Source organism: Streptomyces sp. NPDC059850 (assembly GCF_042731515.1).
GTDB lineage: Bacteria > Actinomycetota > Actinomycetes > Streptomycetales > Streptomycetaceae > Streptomyces.
Map to the genome: position 1 here is coordinate 13,223 of NZ_JBHWJI010000004.1, position 16,674 is coordinate 29,896.

Genomic DNA, 16,674 nt, shown 5'->3' on the forward strand with positions numbered 1-16,674 from the left:
GAACTGCTGGCCTCCACGAGTTCGCCCGTGAGCGCGGTGCAGGGCACATCTGGCTGGAAGTCACCAACATCAACGCCCCGGCGATCCACGCCTACCGGCGCATGGGATTCGCCTTCTGCGGACTGGACACGACGCTCTACGCCAGCACACCCTCGTCAGGCGAACAAGCCCTCTACATGAGCATGTCTTGTCCCTGAGTCGCCAGCAGGCGGCTGACAGCGGGAGCCGATACGTCGCCCAGCGCGACCGCTGTCCCCATGGGGAGACGTGACTGCGAGGTGGGGAACTAACTGACGCCGAACCCACTTGAGGTGGGGAATTCCATGACCGTCGACACCCGGACGGCACAGTCGAATTTCCGGACCTGCCCGTGGGCCCGCCGCTGGGCCTGGGCGGGCTGCCGTTCGAGACGGCCGAGCTGGAGCTGCCCGAGGGCAGCCAACTGGTGCTGTACACGGACGGGCTGATCGAGAAGCGCGACCGGGACATCGAAACGGGCCTGGGAACGCTGCGCGACGCCCTGTCCCACCCCAACCGAACCCCGGAGGAGGCGTGTACGGCGGTGCTGGACGCGCTGCTGCCCGAGCGCCCCAGCGACGACATCGAGCTGATCGTCGCCCGTACGAGGGCACTGGAGCCGGACCGGATCGCCGAGTGGAAGGTGCCTTCCGACCCCGCCCAGGTCGCCAAGATACGGGCGGCGGTTGTCCAGCGGCTTACGGAATGGGGACTGGGCGACCTGGCATACAGAACCGAGCTGATCACCAACGCGATCCGCTACGCCACCGGCCCGATCCGGGTACGACTGCTGTGCGACCGCAGCCTGATCTGCGAGGTCTACGACACGAGCAGCACCTCACCGCGTCTGCGGTACGCGGCAGCGACGGACGAGGGCGGCCGCGGGCTGTTCCTGGTCTCGCAGTTCGCCGACCGGTGGGGCACCCGCTACACCTCCGACGGCAAGGTCATCTGGACCGAGCAGGGCCTACGCGGCGAGAGGTGTGTGCCCCTCTGACGGACCGTGCTGCAAGCGTGGCAGGCCAGCTACCACCTACTAGACCAGCCATCCCGAAGTTTGAATCGCCTTGTGAAAGAGAGCCTGTTCCCACTGGGCAGTCGAATTAGCCTTACCGGCATGACGATGAACGCCATCTCCCTTACGCACCACGACGGTGAGGACGCCACGACGCTGTTGGAGGAGTTGTGTGACACGTACGCGGACGCGTACGGGACGGAGCCGGGCGAGGAGAAGACGACCGCGTTCCGGCACCGGGCGGAGAAGCAGTTCACGCGGCCCGGCTTCACCCTGGTGGCCGCGCGGGATGAGGGCCAGCTTGTCGGGTTCGTCTTCGGCTACACCCTGCCAGCTGGGGATACGCACTGGTGGGGAGGAGTTCAGCCGGAGCCGTCGGTGGAGGTCCTGAAGGAGACGGGATCGCGGACGTGGGTGCTGTCGGAGATCGAGGTGCGGCGCGCGTGGCAGAGCCAGGGGGTAGGCCGGACGCTGCATGACGCAGTGCTCGGCGCCCGGAGCGAGGAGCGGGCGACGCTGGCGACGGGACCGGATGCTCCGGCGCAGAAGGTGTACAGCGCCTGGGGGTGGCAGCGGGTCGGCCGGATTCCCGGAAACGAGGGCGACTACTACTCGGCCTACGACTTGTTCGTACTGGAGCTGCCGGTCAAGCCGTAGTGGGTCAGAAGGTCGTTGAGCTTGCGGACAGCCCGGCTGCGCTGCCAGGGCGTGGGGCTCGTACGGAGAGGTCGGCGATGCGCTGGGTGATCCGCGGGGAGCGGTCCCTGAGCTCGGCATACACGGTCAGCACCCGTGGGCGGAGGGCTTCAGGTGAGCTGGTGATGAGGTCGGCGATCACCTGACACTGGGCCATGGCGGTCTGCAAGGCGATCTGCGGGCCAAGGACGTCGCCCTGGCGGCGGTAGTGCTGCAGAACGCGCTGACCAAGGTGAGTAGCTATCGAGTGGCGCAGGTCGCTGCCGCCGGTGGCGCGTTCGAGATCGTCGAGCGGGAGGTGCCGCGGCTCGGCCCTGCCATGTGGGCCACCTAGGGGTGCGGTACGCGGCCGCGATGGGCTTCGAGACCGTGGCCATCGCCCGCGGAGCCACCAAGGCGACCTCGCCAAGCAGCTCGGCGCGCACCACTACATCGACAGCACGGCCGACACCACCGTCGCGGACGCGCTGCGATCCCTCGGCGGCGCCAAAGCCGTCCTGGCCACCGCATCCAACTCCGACGCCATCACCGCGACCGTGGACGGGCTCGCCCCTCATGGCGAGCTGGTGGTCATCGGCGTGGACCCCACCCCGCTGGAAATCAACCCGGCCCAACTGCTGATGGCCTGATCCCTGGGCCAAATCCTCGATCAGGAGTCCCACGCGCCGCGGCTTCAACTCAGGTTTTCACTCAAGTGAGTGATACCTAACCGCGACGCTTCGCTGGGATACTCCTGTCGCGTTCGTGGGTTTGGGTTGCCGGCGCGATCGCGGCCGAGGGTGAACGGAGACCATGGTGCTTCACCTTTCACGAGGATTGACCCTCATGGCCACCGCAGCTTCGGCGGTCTTGGTTATCGGAACGATGCCTGCAGCCGCGAACACCTCTCCGGAGCCTTCGGCGCCTATGACTCAGAGCCGCCACTGCAAGTTCTATCAAGCAGCCGACAAGGTCCACTATAAGGAACGAGAGAATGCCGTATCCGGCCATGGGTGGTGGGTGAACGTCAATTGCCCAAGGGGGGTTAAGGCTGTCGCCACATTGCAACTTCAAGTGAAATTACAGAACAAGTGGAAGAACCGCGGCGCATCGAGGCAGCGCACCCTGAAGTCTGGGCGCAGCAAGAGCACGAACGTGCGCCTCACGTGCCACAGCCACCGTAGAACGGCATGGCGCGGAAGAGTCGATGTTGATCTTATTGGCATGCCCGACACGCCCAAGAAGGGCTATGGCTACTCAACCAAAATTCCCTGCAGACGGTAATGTGGAACTGTGCCCACGAACAACATCCTGAGGATCGATCTGCACGGTCGTCACACAGGTGATAGAGACCCCGATTGGGAGCCATACGGCGCCTTCTCCACTCGGGCCACCGCCATGGGGTGGCTAGCAACCGCTGAAGGCGGCCTGTGGAACACTAGCGAAGCGGAAGATTCACCAGGAGAAGGAATTATCGCTTCCTACGAGGTTTCTCTCTCTTCTCCACTGCCGTCACACGATCCTCTTCCAGTAATTCCCTTCGTGGCATGCGCAGTCGATGCAACTCATCGACTGGGAGGGATGCGCCTTGACGGCGCAGACATCACACTGCCTTTGCATGCCATGCGCAGGCCCGGCGGGAGAAATTCGCCCCGTGAGGGGGCCATCGCATCACTACTGGCAACAGCACAGTGGTATGAAAATCCCTGCGGTGCCGAGAAAGTGTCCGCGACTTATCGCCTCACCATGTCCAACCCTCCAGACAGGGCCGACATCAATCCATGGTTGTCGGAACTGCGACAAAGGGTTGTGGAATTTTATCCCGACCAGGTGCCGCACCGCGAAGGACGATGCACACAGGAAGTGGTCGGCATGTGCGCCCTAACTGACTGGTCTGCGGAGCCTATTGGGTGGATGGCTGCAATTTTCGCCGAAGCCGCACGCGAGAATAGCGAAAGCAAGTACGCCACTTTCGCCATTTACCGAGCGCCTCGTGAAGGCCAGAGCGCATCTCGAAGTGGTGGCTGAGCAGGGGGATGCGCCCGGCTGCCTATGTGCGGGTCAGACCTGTAACCAACAGTGGGGCGGCAGGGACCTACCTGTCCGGAGGGCCATGGCAACGCATCGCTGCCGCCCGTGCCTCCTCACGAGACGACGCCTCCGTGCTCATCTGCGACGAGCCCACGTCCGCTGTCGACCCTCGCGGTGAGGAGGTCGTGTACGAACCCATCCGCGCCCTGGCCGACGACCGGACCGTACTTCTGCTCCACTAGCCTCAGAAACTGGTCTCAGCCGGGCCAGGGCATCCGACCGCGGCCACCCGCTACTCCGCCGGGCGGCAGCTCAGCTCCCGTCAGGATCGTTCACGGTCTTGCTGCCCTTGTTGCTCCGAGATTGACCAACAGATTCCTCTCATGAAGCCGGGCCTTGTTCATACCGTGCGGGATTCGCGGCGGTCAGTGGCTATTGATCCGCGAGATGCGTCCTCCCGCGGGTTGTGGTGAATCCCGGCTCGGCTGTCCGTCTCCCTGGTCTACTGCGCCAGTTGGTCAAGGCACTGGCGTACCCGCTGGGCGTCGTTCACCCCGCGCGCCGGATGGGAGCCCGAACTGCTGCGCGCCGTGGACCGCGCCACCCGCCTCGCCCCGCTGTAGACCCGTTAGACCCAACGCCTCCAAAGACCGTCCTACGCGTGCGCGCGCAACGGCCTCATGCAGCGGGGTGCCGCCCGCTGGCTCAGCTGGCCGCGTCTGCGCCGATCGCGTCGCGTGCTGCGTCGAGGAACGCGATCCGGGCCTGGATGAGTTTCTCCCCGGCGGTGTCGACATTGGCGTTGGCTTGTCGGATGAAGTCCTCAAAGAGTGGATCCAAGAGGGTTTCCACCTGCGGTATCAGCGTATGGAGCTCAGGGAGCTCTTCCCTGGCTCTGGTGCTCAGGGCCGTGAGCTGGGTTGTCCAGGCGGCCCCGGTGAAAAACGCGATCGCGGGATCGGGAGGCGAGGCGGCCAGTTCGTCCCCCAGAGCCAGGTGCTGCTGTATCTCTTGCATGACCTGGAACGGCTTGTCCCATTCAGGCGTCATTGCCGTGAGGAATCCCAGGAGGCCGCTGAGCTCTTGGGGCAACTGGTCGGGATCTACACCGGCGGGCAGAGGATCTTGCAGAAGGTCTCGCAGGCTGGCCAAGACACCCAGCACCGCCGGTACCGCCGCGGAGATGGTCGCCAGCTCCTGGGCGGTGTCGATGTGTTGGCCTTCTTCCTCAGCCCGGACCATTGCCATCAGCTCGATCACGGGCGAGTACGCGAGAAACGGCTCGATGAACGGTCTGAGCTCCGGGTGCTCCGTGCTAGCCCGGCGCAGGTCGTTGAGGGCTGCCGATGCTGCGGGCGGATCCTCAAGGACTGTGGCGAAACGGATGAGGTGGGTGAGAACGGCACTCGTGCTCAAGGTCGCTTCCGCGTGGGCGCTGAACTCCGGTAAACCGATCGGTGCGGCCAGGCGAGCATAGGCAGTGTCCAGGTCGTCCAAAGCGGTCTGGATGCGCTGTTCGGTCCAGCCATCAGACTGAAGAGCGCTGCCGAATACCGAGCGCTGGACGCACTCGGCGTCCAGATGCAGTACCTCACCGGTCATGTCCATCGCCGCGTCGTAAAGGTTCTGGCCGGCCGCCGTCACCTCCTCCGGGCCGTGCAACGCGACGGCGGCCAAGGCGTTGTGCATCTCGCGCAGCGCGGTCTTCAGCGGCTCATACAAGGCCGGATCGAGGCGCTTGCGGGACTCGATGTCGCGCCGACGGGTGTGCGCGTATTCGGGACGTGCCACCGCTTCCCAGGCATGTGAGGCCGATTCGATGAAGGAGGCGGCCGCGTCGGTGAGGCGGATGGAGGCCCCCTGGCGCTGGGTTCGCAGCCACTGGACGTGCTGATCCTCGGCCTGACGACGGGCGACACCGCGTCCCACGGGGTAGGCAATCGCGGCGGCGGCGATGCTTGTGGGCACGCCCACCAGTGCGGCTATCACTCCAAGGTCCATGCGCGAATGCTTCCCCACGAGAGCGGCCCAACTGCCCGAATCCCGCCAAGTACAGCAGAAAGGGGTTCAACCGGAGCCGGCCTCTGATCTTCCCGCATTCCGAGCTGCTGATCAGCCACAGGTAGGGCCCCACCAGAGTCCGATGCGTTCCTGACCTGCACGAAGATGGATATTATGTGATATGTAGTGGAACTTCATCGGCCGCTCCCACGACGACATCGCCCAGGCCCGCGCCGACTGGACGGCGGGCCGCGACTTCGGCCAGGTCCACGGCTACGACGGCCCGCCCCTCCCCGCCCCCGAACTCCCCCCGGTCCCGCTAAAACCGCGCGGACGCACGCGCTGACGCGGACACGCCATTTGTGACTGCCTCAGCGGGGCGGCGATAAGTCTCAGGTTCGGCCGTCTGTGACAGCCTCTGGCAGACCTTAACCGGGAATCAAGCCGGTGGATCCGGGCTGAGTCAGCACACCAGGCAGGGGGGCTCTCACAGTACCTGTATCACCAGGGTCTCCCAGACGCCCCAAACGCCTGTCAACCTGGTTGAGTCGAAAGCGCCGACAACACCCCATGGACACGCACTGCAGCTTTACCCCCATCAGTTCCATTCAGCTGCCCCGAATACGCGACCGTGTCGGCGCATTCTTCCACGACAGAAGAGACGGAGACCAATGGCGGACCGCCAATTCACCACTCACACAGAGCTTTTCGATTTGAGTGGGAAGTACGCCCTTGTCACTGGTGGCACCAGGGGCATTGGGATGATGATTGCGCGCGGCCTTCTCCAGGCGGGCGCCCGCGTCGTCATCAGCTCACGCAAGGCAGACGCGTGCGCGGAGGCACAGCATCTACTGTCCGAATTCGGCGACGTTCAAGCAATCCCCGCCGACCTTTCCCGGCACGACGAGTGTCAGCGCCTCGCTGATCTTGTCAAGGTCGACTCGGAACGCCTGGACATCCTTGTCAACAACGCGGGAGCGATGTGGCGCGAGCCGCTGGCGACGTTCCCGGACGAGGCCTGGGACACAGTGATCGACCTCAACCTCAAGTCGCCGTTCTGGCTGGTGCAGGCGCTGCTCCCCGCACTCCGCAGGGCGGGCACCGCCGATGATCCCGCGCGGGTCATTAACATCGGCAGTATCGGCGCCATCCACGTCGCCCAGTCGCCCAACTACTCGTACGCCAGCAGCAAAGCGGCACTCCATCAACTCACCAGAGTGCTTGCCAGAGAGCTGGGCCCACAGCACGTCACGGTGAACGCGGTAGCACCGGGAGTGTTCCCGTCGCAGATGATGGCGTCCACGCTCGATGCCATCGGCGACACGATCGCGGCGGCGGCCCCTCTGCGCAGGCTCGGCCGCGACGACGACATGGCGGGTATCGCCGTGTTTCTCGCTAGCCGGGCCGGGTCCTACCTCACGGGCACCATCATCCCGGTAGACGGCGGCATCGCGACGACCGCATCGGGTACCCCTTAGACTGCGGGACGGGCTTACGGTGAGGGGATGGCCACGATGGATCTACGCACCGAGATCCGGGCGTTCCTCAGCTCGCGTCGCGCCCGCATCGCACCCGAGCAGGCGGGCCTGCCCGCTTACGGCGGCAACCGTCGGGTCAAAGGTCTGCGCCGCGAGGAGGTAGCGCTACTGGCGGGGGTATCGGTCGACTACTACGTGCGCATGGAACGCGGCAGCCTCGCCGGTGCCTCCGATGGCGTGCTCGACGCGTTGGCCTCTGCCTTGCAACTCGACGAGGCCGAGCGCGACCACCTGTTCCACCTCGCGCGCCAATCCAAGGCGCCCAGCGGCCCACGCCGGCGTAGGCCTGCTGTGACGGTGCGCTCGACGCTGCGGCAGGTGCTCGACGCGATCTCCGATGCGCCGGCCTGGATCGGTAACGGCCGTTATGACGTACTCGCCATGAATCAACTCGCTCGCGCGCTGTATTCACCGGTGCTGGCCGACCCGCGACGCCCCGCGAACACAGCGCGGTTCGTCTATCTCAACCCCGAGGCGGCCAGAGATTTCTTTGTCGACTACGACCAAATTACCGGTGCCGTGGCCGCGAAGCTACGCATGGAAACCGGCCGCAATCCGCACGACGAGGAGCTGATCGCCCTAGTCGGCGAACTGTCAACGTGCAGTGAGCAATTTCGGCAGCGGTGGGCATCTCAGGACGTGCGGCTGCACCGGTCCGGCCGCAAGCGTGTGCGCCATCCGATCGTGGGCCAGCTCGACTTGGACGTCGAATCCCTGGAACTTCCCGCCGAACCCGGCCTGCACCTCAACGTCTTCACCGCACCCGCAGGCACACCGACCGCTGACAATCTAGCGCTCCTGGCGTCGTGGGCGGCCACCCAACAGACGCTGGCGACCGAGCTCGAAGCACACAACGGATAGGCCAACCGGTCGATGAGCGGCTTCTGGTGCCCGGGGGGCGCGGATGGAGCCGCAGCAGCACGACTTCACCTACCGGCGGACGAAATCTCGGCGGGCGAAGTGAGTCTGCGCTCGCAAGCCGATCTGGAGCGGGCCGAGGACTTGATCCTGCGGAGCGTCGCGGCTTCCTGACCACAGCAGACGAAGGGGCGGTCGCATACCCGTATCGAGGGTGCGACCGCTCCTTCGTGCGTTCTGTCCTCTTCCCCCGTGGCCCGCTGCGGCGTCACTCCTCGGGTCCGGCGAGGCCGAAGTCGTCCTGAGTCAGCTCGCGCTCAACAGGTCGTAGCCCCGGCCCCACGGCCCTACTCGACGGGCACGTCCCGCCGCGGAACACCGGGGCGGAGTAGCTGCCGTCGTACAGCACCTGTTGACATGGCCCTCACCACATCCCCCGTCGGTGAGGGCCACATCTCTCACCGCCAGCGGCACTGCCGGTGTCGGCCTTCGTTTGACAGTTCAGGTGGAGGGCGAACTGCCGGTGCTTGTTCTTCCGACTCGGCCGGATCACTGAGCAACGATTGCCGGTCGTTCTCCGTCAGCATTTCCGTGGAAGACTGGCCAGGCGTGTGCTCCAGGCGGCGGCGAGAACCACGGCGCGGGATTCCAGCACGTCTCCGCCAGCGAGCACCACACCGTGGACGGCGCCGTCGGATGCGGTGACCAGGCGGGTGACGGGGGCGTCGAAGCGTACGTGCACTCCATTGCGTTCGGCGGCCGCCAGATGCTGCTCGATCATTCCCTTACCGCCACCGGGGATCCGCGCGAGGTCGGCGTCGGTGCGCCCACGCGTCACCCTGGCCAGGTCGTCGAGGAAATCGTCGTCGGTGTACGGGGCGAGGTCGGTGAGAGGGGAAGCGGTCCTGAGCGGACGGTTCGACGAGATCCTTGAGGTCGGCGAGTCCGCCGTGGCCGGTGCGCATGGCGCCGGCGGTGAAGTAGGAGTTGCCACCGGCCCACTGCCGTGGCGCCTTCTCCAGTACGAGGACTCGAGCCCCCTCCAGTCGGGCGGACTGCCCTGCGCAGAAGCCGGCGTTTCCGCCGCCGACCACGATGACGTCCCAGGGTGCTGTCATGAACGCGGGTGCTCCTGATCACGGGAAGGGGCCGGTCCGGAGCACGGGCTCCGGACCGGCTATGTGTGGGGTATGTCAGCCGGCGGGCACGGGGTCACGGTCCGTTCCGGCCGTTGCCTTCGGGTCGGCGCCCAGAGGCTTCTCGCCAGGGGTGGGCTCGGCCTCGGGAGCGGAGGTGTACGGGATTTCGCCGCGGAGGACGGCCTTGGCGCGGTCCTCGTCGAGCTGTCCCTCCCATTTGGCCACCGCCAGGGTGGCGACGCCGTTGCCGACCAGGCTGGTCAGGGCGCGGGCCTCGGACATGAAGCGGTCGATGCCGAAGATGAGCGCCAGGGCGGCGACGGGTACGTGCGGAACGGCGCTGAGGGTGGCGGCCAGGGCGATGAAGCCGGAGCCGGTGACCCCGGCGGCGCCTTTGGAGGTCAGGAGCATGACGGCGAGCATCGACAGCTGCTGGGGGAGGCTGAGGTCGATGCCGAGTGCCTGGGCGAGGAAGACCGAGCCCATGGTCAGGTAGATCGCGGTGCCGTCGAGGTTGAAGGAGTACCCGGCGGGCAGCGTGATGCCGACGACCGGCTTGGAGGCACCCACGTGCTGCAGCTTGCCCATCATGCGGGGCAGCACCGGCTCGGTGGACGAGGTGCCCAGGACGATCAGCAGCTCTTCCCTGATGTAGCGGAGGAAGGGCAGCAGGCGCAGGCCGTTGATGCGCATGACCGCGCCCAGCACGACCAGGACGAAGAACAGGGCGGTGAGCCAGAAGGAGCCGACCAGCAGGAAGAGGTGGCGCAGGGTGTCCAGCCCGTAGTTGCCGATGGTGAAGGCCATGGAGCCGAAGGCGCCGAGCGGGGCCAGTCGCATGATCCAGCGGATGAGCGTGAACAGGACCTTGGACAGCTTCTCGATGCCCTGGGCGATCCCCAGACCCGCTTCCCCACTGGCGTGCAGGCCGAAGCCGAACAGCACCGATATCACCAGCACGGGCAGGATCTCGTGGCCGGTCAGCGCGCTGAGCAGGGTGTCCGGAATCATGGCGAGGGCGAAGGCGGAGAAGCTTTCATGACTCGCGGTCGCCTCCGGCGGCAGGCCCTCGGTGGAGAGGGTGGAGGTGTCGACGTGCAGTCCGCCGCCGGGCTGGACGACGTTGACGACGACCAGACCGATCACCATGGCGACGGTGGTCAGCACCTCGAAGTAGACCAGCGCCTTGACGCTGACCCGGCCGACGGCGCGCGCGTTGCCCATGGAAGCGATGCCATGGACGACGGTACAGAAGATGATCGGCGCGATCATCATGCGCACCAGCGCGATGAAGCCGTCTCCGAGGGGCCCCAGATCGGCTCCGAAGGACGGCCACAGCCAGCCGACGGCGGCCCCGGCGAGTACCCCGATCAGGCACTGGACGTAGAGCAGGGACAGCAGCCGGCGGAGGCGGCGCGGTGGAGCGGTGACGGTACCCGGGGCGGCATCGTTGCGGCTCATGCGGGGCGTCCTTCCAGGACGGGAACGAGAAGTTCGGCTCGGGCGATGCGTCGGGCGGCGCGATGCAGCAGCACCGTGGGGGACCCGCCGTCCGGCGCGGGGACGGCTTGGGCGGTGATGACACCCGCCGGGGTGCCAAGCCGCACCGTGCCGTCGGCGGTCTGCCGGGCGACGCGGTGGGCGAGGGTGCCGGGGATGGCGGCAGCGGTGGCCAGCGCGACGGCCGAGGTGAGACCGATCGCCGGGTGGGGCGTGTGCATGGAGACCATGCGCACGGCCAGGTCGTACTCGTCCTGACCGACCAGAGTGCCATGAGTGGTGCGATACGGGGCAGACCTGGCGACGACGCCGACCTTCGGCACGGCGTGGCTGACCGGGTCGCTCCGGTCGGCCACGCCCATGGCCAGGGCGGCCTCACGGCGCAGCACGGTGAGCGCGGGCACCACCGCCGCGAACTCGGTGAGGGACTCGGTGCCGTCGAGGCCGAACGCCTTGGCCTCGAACAGTGCGGCCGGGGCACCGGCGTCGACCAGGGACGCCTCGACCGGACCGGTGGGCCCGGTCAGGGTGTCCAGGGCACGTCCGGTCGGCAGGGCGCGGCCCGTGCTCGTACCGGCGGGGTCCTCGAAGCCGAGCAGGACCGGCACACCGAGCGCCACGGTGCCCGGCACCGCGGCCGTGCCCTCGTCGGGGGCCGTGCTGCCCGGGGTGGGGATGGTGCCGGTGAGACGGGCCCGGGTGTTGATGTTGAGCATCCGCACCGTGGTGGAGTCCGAGGTGATCGGCACCAGGCTGTTGTGGACGGCGTACAGGGCGACGGCGGTGGCACAGTTGCCGCAGTTGCTGGTCCACTCCACGCGCTCGTCACCGATACCGACCTGCGCGAAGGCGTATTCGACGTCGATGCCCGGCTCGACCGACGGCTGGACGATCGCGGCCTTGGAGGTGGTGGAGGAGGCGCCTCCGACGCCGTCGATCTGGCGGGGGTCGGCGGCGTTGTAGGCGGCGAGCAGCACGGTGTCGGCGTCCACACCGGTCGCCACCACATCGCGACGGTCAAAGATCCAGCACTTGCTGGTTCCTCCGCGGATCATCTCGCCCTGCAGACGCAACACAACAGACTCCTCATGGCCACCCCGACGGCACCTCCGTGCGTGGTGTGATCCACGGTGAGCGCGAAGAGCGTGAAGTACAATCTCGGAAATCTGCACGGGTATTAAGTTGGAGTTAACTCTGGAGGTGGCGCGATGCTCGACGTACGGCGCATCCTGCTCTTCACCGAGGTCGCCCGCCGCGGCTCGGTCACCGCCACCGCGCGGGCGCTCAACTACACACCCTCAGCGGTGTCCCAGCAGGTCAGCCGACTGGAGACGGAGGCCGGACAACCGCTGCTGGAGCGCCACGCGCGGGGCGTCACGCTCACCGACGCGGGACGCGCCCTGGCAATACGCGGGGAGCGGATCGAGCGGGAGCTGACAGCCGCGGAGAACGAACTCGCCGACTTCGCGGGGCTGCGCGCGGGCACCCTCCGCATCGGCACCTTCCCCACCGTCGGCGCCTCCCTCCTCCCCCGGGCCGTGATCGCCTTCCGGGAAACACACCCCGACGTACGGCTGACCGTGCGCAGCGCCCGCATCGCTGGCCTGTGGGCGATGCTGGAGAACCGGGAAATCGAGATGTCCCTGATGTGGGACTACGACTGGAACCGCATCGACCGCGAGGACATCGTCGTCACCTCACTCGCCGACGACCCCCCGGCCCTCCTCGTCAGCGAGGACCACCCCCTCGCCGGCCGCGCCCTGGCCGCCCTCGCCGACTTCGCGAACGACCCCTGGATCACCCGCGCCGAGAACCACCCGGTGGCCGAGGCCCTCGCCCGCAGTTGCCACACAGCCGGTTTCGAACCGCAGATCGCCTACGAGGCCCACGACTACCAGGAGGCCCAGGCCATGGTCGCCGCCGGCATCGGCGTCGCCCTCGCCCCCACCCTGGCCCTGGAAGGCATCCGAGACGGCGTCAGCGTCCTGCCGCTGCAACCCCCCGCCCCGGTGCGCCGCATCCTCCTCGTCCGCATGAGCGACCACGCCCTCACCCCCGCCGCCCAGGCCTTCGCGGGCTTCCTGCGCGACAGCGCCACGTCCGGCACACCGTCATGACATAGGCGGAAACCGGCCGGTCAGAACACCCGCGATCCGTCGCGGAGAGACCGCTCCCGTGCCGCACGAACTCACGTGTCTTCTCGCTCAGTGTGATGTCACGTCACCGTACTCATCTGCTACGAGCCCACGTCCGCTCGCGCCCCCTCGATGTGGCGTATCCAAGTGAAAACCTGCGACGCACTCGCCTCATGCGGGACACTGCCCCAAAGCAGCATCAACTTAGACTATTTGCTCCCAACAGTCGCAGGGGAAGCGCCATGTGGCAGACCACCGAGTTCGGCTCGTCTCATGAGGGCAAGCCCTCAGCGGTTCTGGCGGACGGCAGCGAGCCCAAGCCGGTGTACTACGACGTCGGCAGCTCCGGTTCCGTGCCGTCCCTGAGTGAGTGGTGGATTTACGACGGCACGCTGCGCGCGCCCAAGGCGGCGCATCTGCGCGGCTCGTGCGCGTGCGGCTGGCGTGGCGAGAGCCTGTATCCGATCGACTGGGACGAGGTGGTCGATGCCCGGCTCGACCTCGAGGTCTCGGGCCCTCACGACGACTGGAAGCAGCACGTCGAGGAGGTCCGGGCGCGGTCAGTGCCCCTGCCGACAGGGCTGGAAACGCTTCTGACCCAGGTGGAGGAGCAGCTGGACGCGCTGACGGTAGACACCCCGGTGGCCGCGCTGAAGTGTGTGGCGATCCTGGAGCGCATCACCCAGCGCATCGGCCGCGAGGCGGCGTATGGCGCGGAGGCCGACGAGGTGTCCTGGGAGACGATCGGCCAGGCGCTGGGGCTCGACGAGAAGACCGCCCAGTCCCGCCTTCTCCACTACAGCCTCAGAAGCTGATCCCAACCGGGCCAGGGCATCCGACCGCGGCCACCCGCAACTCTGCCGAGCCGTTCGACGCAACACTCAGCCGTCATATCGTGGGCCATGCGACTTCCTCTTCAGCCTGCGGCAGAGTGCGCGGTCGTGCCGCAGCAAGCCCGTGGCCAGCGTACGAACGGCTCGTCCAGACTCGCGAAGGCCCGCTGCGAGGTGCGTACTGATACGCGGGCTAGTGGTGCCTCTCCGGTCAACCGGAGAGGCACCATTCCGTTGGGGCGCTTGGCACACTTTTTCCGCGCCTCGTACGTACAACACCCAACGGTGTCCCCGGACTTGGCTGGTCAGGCGCTGACGGTGCGAAGGAAGTGGTCGGCGTCCTCGGGTTCGGCCAGCCGTCCTACCTCCAGCCAGGAGCCGTCGGCGAAGCGCAGCCGGAACGTGGCGAATCCGCGCGGCTGGCCCGCCTCGCCTTCGACGTGGGCCTGGTCGAGGGGAAACTCCGCGACGGTCCGGAAGTCGTCGGCCTTGGTGGGCGACAGTCGACGGCGAGGAGACGTGGCGATGCAGACGCGATCGCGCCCCAGCATGACCAGGCGTTTGGGGTTGGGCGAATGCCCGTACCAGTGCAGCAGAAGCTGACCTGCGGTCAGGTTCCAGTCTCCATCGAAGACACCGTTGGTCGGGTCCTGTCGGCGATTATCCGGCTCTGCGGCCCGTGGTCGGCGGTCCCGTCGCGACCGGCGCGGCCAGTCGAAGGGGTCGCTCAGCTTGTCGATCAGCATCATCGGGATGACGACGAAGAAGAACACCACGGCCCCGACATACAGCAGCCAGTGGTGGCCGGGCTTGAGCCGTCCCTTGCCCGCGGCGCGGTGCACGTCTTTAGGCGGCGTGGGGATGCGCGTGCGGATCTCGCACCAGACCAGGGCCACGGGCTCCTCACCCAGGATCTTCCGGGCCCGCCGATGTACCGCGCGCTTCGCCATGCGGAAGATCGTAGAACAAGCCCTGCCGTCCCGGTATGTCGGCCGGTTCACACAGGTGCATGCTCGGCGGAAGGCGGGGTAGGCACGGCCATATCAGCTCGAATTCACAGGTTTGGTCGGGTCCCGCATGGGGGCCGACCGTTGGAGGAACGTAGTGCCGACCATGGGGAGAACGTAGTGTCGACGGCCACCGGAGCGGAGGACCCTGCTGATCGCATGGCACGCCTGGAGCGGGCGGGGTCGCAGGCCCCTGCCCACCGGGGGGCGTCGTGAGGACGGCTGGAGACCTCATCGCGCCTCAGCATCCCGCGCACCGTGACGGCGACCGGCCGGGCTGGTTCACGCGCCTGGCGGAACACGCTTCGAACTTCACCAGCTCCCCCGGCTTCTTCGGCGTGTGCCTCGTTCTGGTCGCCGGTGCGATCACCGCGCATGCCCTGAAGCTGCCCACGCCGTGGCTGCTGCTGGTGGGCGAGGCGATGTCCGCCGTGTCGCTGCTGCTTCTGGCACTGCTGAAGAACTCCGAACGGCGCGCAGAACACGCCATCCAGCGCAAGCTCGACGCCATCGCCGCCGCTCTGCTGGAGAACCAGCGGCACGAACCGGGAGCGGCGAGCGAGGAACTCCGCCAGGCCATCAGCTTGGACAAGCAGAGCTGACCACGCGCGGGATGGCCACCGCACCTGGAGTGGCGCCAGGGGCTGGTTCGACGGCCTGGCGCCACTCCTGCCGTCCGCCTGACGGCCCGGCTCAGACGCCGGAGGAGACCTCAGCCTTTTCGCCGGCCCCCGTGTCCTTCCCCTCGGCCGCCGCCAGCCTGCGGTTGCGCTGGACCGAGGAGAAGAAGGACCAGGCGATCAGGACGACGCCGACGAGGCCCGTGATGACCTCGTGGATCTCGTACTGGATGGTGACGAGCAGGATCACGGCGAGGGCGCCGATCGCGTAGTGCGCGCCGTGCTCCAGGTACGCGTAGTCGTCGAGGGTGCCCTGGCGGACCAGGTAGACCGTGAGCGAGCGGACATACATCGCGCCGATGGCGAGGCCGAGTGCCATCAGGACGATGTCGTTGGTGATCGCGAAGGCGCCGATGACGCCGTCGAAGGAGAAGGACGCGTCCAGGACCTCCAGGTAGAGGAACATGAAGAACGCGGCCTTGCCCGCCATCACGACCGCCGGGACCTGCTTGCCGCTCTTCTTGGCCTCTTCCTCGGCCTCGTGCTCGCGCTCCTCCTCTTCCTCGAGCTTGTTCTCGAAGTAGCCGGAGAGGCCGCCGACGATCATGTAGGTGATCAAGCCCGCGATACCGGCGATCAGGACGGTCTCCGCCTTGTCCACATGGATGCCGCCGTGCTGGTGGGCGTTGGTGGCGAAGGTCATCGCGGTGACGAGCAGCACGATGAGCGCGATGCAGGCCGAGAGCATGTCGACCTTGCCGAGCTTGGCGAGCGGACGCTCCAGCCAGCCGAGCCACTTGATCTCCCGGTCCTCGAAGATGAAGTCGAGGAAGATCATCAGCAGGAACATGCCACCGAAGGCGGCGATCGACGGGTGGGCGTCGGTCACCAGCTGCTGGTACTTGTCCTTGTCGTCGAGCGCGAGCCGCACCGCTTCGATCGGACCGATCTGGGCGCTGACGGCGACGATCACGACCGGGAAGACCAGGCGCATGCCGAAGACCGCGATCAGGATGCCGATGGTGAGGAAGATCTTCTGCCAGAAGGCGTTCATCTTCTTCAGGATCCCGGCGTTGACCACGGCGTTGTCGAAGGACACCGAGATCTCGAGGATGGACAGGATCGCCACGATCCCGAAGCCGGTCCACCCCCCGTAGAACACCGCCGCCACCAAGCCGAGCGCGGTGACCGCGAACGACCAGCCGAACGTTTTCAGAAGCACTGGCTACCCAATCGTTTTGTACGGGGCTCCCCCGCGCCGTACCTGGTTTTTACGAAACATTGACCCCGAAGTCTAGCCTCCC

The 16,674-nt window shown here is 66.9% G+C and carries 14 protein-coding genes and 4 pseudogenes; 11 read left to right on the plus strand and 7 right to left on the minus strand.

All coding sequences use genetic code 11. The features are described from left to right. Positions 1–14 precede the first annotated feature (14 nt). From ACFV9T_RS04355 to ACFV9T_RS04375, 5 genes and pseudogenes are all read left to right on the plus strand, one after another. Positions 15–197: pseudogene (locus tag ACFV9T_RS04355) on the plus strand (GNAT family N-acetyltransferase); the annotation flags it as partial. A 140-nt stretch (positions 198–337) separates the two neighbouring features. Beyond that, positions 338–1,015, plus strand: a pseudogene (locus tag ACFV9T_RS04360) (SpoIIE family protein phosphatase); the annotation flags it as partial. Positions 1,016–1,135: 120 nt separating this feature from the next. Beyond that, the gene (locus tag ACFV9T_RS04365) at positions 1,136–1,690 is read left to right on the plus strand and encodes a GNAT family N-acetyltransferase (RefSeq protein ID WP_385436571.1); all 555 of its coding nucleotides are present in this window, start codon (positions 1,136–1,138) and stop codon (positions 1,688–1,690) included. A 360-nt stretch (positions 1,691–2,050) separates the two neighbouring features. Beyond that, positions 2,051–2,355, plus strand: a pseudogene (locus tag ACFV9T_RS04370) (zinc-binding dehydrogenase); the annotation flags it as partial. Between the two features lie 646 nt (positions 2,356–3,001). Then, positions 3,002–3,736 carry a hypothetical protein gene (locus ACFV9T_RS04375; protein ID WP_385436572.1) on the plus strand — a complete coding sequence of 245 codons (735 nt, stop codon included), beginning with the start codon at positions 3,002–3,004 and terminating at the stop codon, positions 3,734–3,736. A 708-nt stretch (positions 3,737–4,444) separates the two neighbouring features. Here ACFV9T_RS04375 and ACFV9T_RS04380 read toward each other — a convergent pair. Beyond that, positions 4,445–5,740, minus strand: coding sequence for a hypothetical protein (locus ACFV9T_RS04380; protein ID WP_385436573.1), 1,296 nt, complete (start codon positions 5,738–5,740; stop codon positions 4,445–4,447). 187 nt (positions 5,741–5,927) lie between these two features. Between ACFV9T_RS04380 and ACFV9T_RS04385 the strand changes: the two are divergent. The 3 genes and pseudogenes from ACFV9T_RS04385 to ACFV9T_RS04395 all read left to right on the plus strand — a co-directional run. Next, positions 5,928–6,086 (plus strand): annotated as a pseudogene (locus ACFV9T_RS04385) (pirin family protein); the annotation flags it as partial. Between the two features lie 325 nt (positions 6,087–6,411). Next, a complete protein-coding gene (locus tag ACFV9T_RS04390; protein ID WP_385436574.1) occupies positions 6,412–7,218 on the plus strand; it encodes an SDR family oxidoreductase in 807 nt (268 codons plus the stop codon). Positions 7,219–7,245: 27 nt separating this feature from the next. Beyond that, positions 7,246–8,139, plus strand: coding sequence for a helix-turn-helix transcriptional regulator (locus tag ACFV9T_RS04395; RefSeq protein ID WP_385436575.1), 894 nt, complete (start codon positions 7,246–7,248; stop codon positions 8,137–8,139). A gap of 577 nt (positions 8,140–8,716) precedes the next feature. On the opposite strand, the gene ACFV9T_RS04400 is transcribed toward ACFV9T_RS04395, so the two are convergent. The 4 genes from ACFV9T_RS04400 to ACFV9T_RS04415 form a co-directional block, all read right to left on the minus strand. Further along, positions 8,717–8,974, minus strand: a complete 258-nt coding sequence (locus ACFV9T_RS04400) for an FAD-dependent oxidoreductase (RefSeq protein WP_385436576.1) — start codon at positions 8,972–8,974, stop codon at positions 8,717–8,719. After that, on the minus strand, positions 8,922–9,254 hold the full coding sequence (locus ACFV9T_RS04405; protein WP_385436577.1) for an FAD-dependent oxidoreductase: 333 nt from the start codon (positions 9,252–9,254) through the stop codon (positions 8,922–8,924). Before ACFV9T_RS04405 ends, ACFV9T_RS04400 begins: the two co-directional genes overlap by 53 nt. A gap of 75 nt (positions 9,255–9,329) precedes the next feature. Continuing rightward, positions 9,330–10,736, minus strand: coding sequence for a C4-dicarboxylate transporter DctA (gene dctA, locus ACFV9T_RS04410; RefSeq protein WP_385436578.1), 1,407 nt, complete (start codon positions 10,734–10,736; stop codon positions 9,330–9,332). Continuing rightward, positions 10,733–11,851: a PrpF domain-containing protein gene (locus tag ACFV9T_RS04415; protein WP_385436579.1), complete on the minus strand. Its 1,119-nt coding sequence runs from the start codon at positions 11,849–11,851 to the stop codon at positions 10,733–10,735. Before ACFV9T_RS04415 ends, dctA begins: the two co-directional genes overlap by 4 nt. Before the next feature lie 132 nt (positions 11,852–11,983). Between ACFV9T_RS04415 and ACFV9T_RS04420 the strand changes: the two genes are divergently transcribed. Both ACFV9T_RS04420 and ACFV9T_RS04425 read left to right on the plus strand, forming a co-directional pair. After that, on the plus strand, positions 11,984–12,892 hold the full coding sequence (locus ACFV9T_RS04420) for a LysR family transcriptional regulator (RefSeq protein ID WP_385436580.1): 909 nt from the start codon (positions 11,984–11,986) through the stop codon (positions 12,890–12,892). 260 nt (positions 12,893–13,152) lie between these two features. Beyond that, entirely contained in the window at positions 13,153–13,725 is a 573-nt protein-coding gene (locus ACFV9T_RS04425) for a hypothetical protein (protein ID WP_385436581.1), read from the plus strand. A 323-nt stretch (positions 13,726–14,048) separates the two neighbouring features. Here the strand turns inward: ACFV9T_RS04425 and ACFV9T_RS04430 are convergent, their stop codons facing one another. Then, positions 14,049–14,693 (minus strand): hypothetical protein, encoded by a 645-nt coding sequence (locus ACFV9T_RS04430; protein ID WP_385436582.1) that lies wholly within the window; start codon positions 14,691–14,693, stop codon positions 14,049–14,051. A gap of 269 nt (positions 14,694–14,962) precedes the next feature. Between ACFV9T_RS04430 and ACFV9T_RS04435 the strand changes: the two genes are divergently transcribed. Then, a complete protein-coding gene (locus ACFV9T_RS04435; protein ID WP_385436583.1) occupies positions 14,963–15,352 on the plus strand; it encodes a low affinity iron permease family protein in 390 nt (129 codons plus the stop codon). 91 nt (positions 15,353–15,443) lie between these two features. Here the strand turns inward: ACFV9T_RS04435 and ACFV9T_RS04440 are convergent, their stop codons facing one another. Next, on the minus strand, positions 15,444–16,592 hold the full coding sequence (locus ACFV9T_RS04440; protein WP_385436584.1) for a DUF475 domain-containing protein: 1,149 nt from the start codon (positions 16,590–16,592) through the stop codon (positions 15,444–15,446). Between the last annotated feature and the right edge of the window lie 82 nt (positions 16,593–16,674).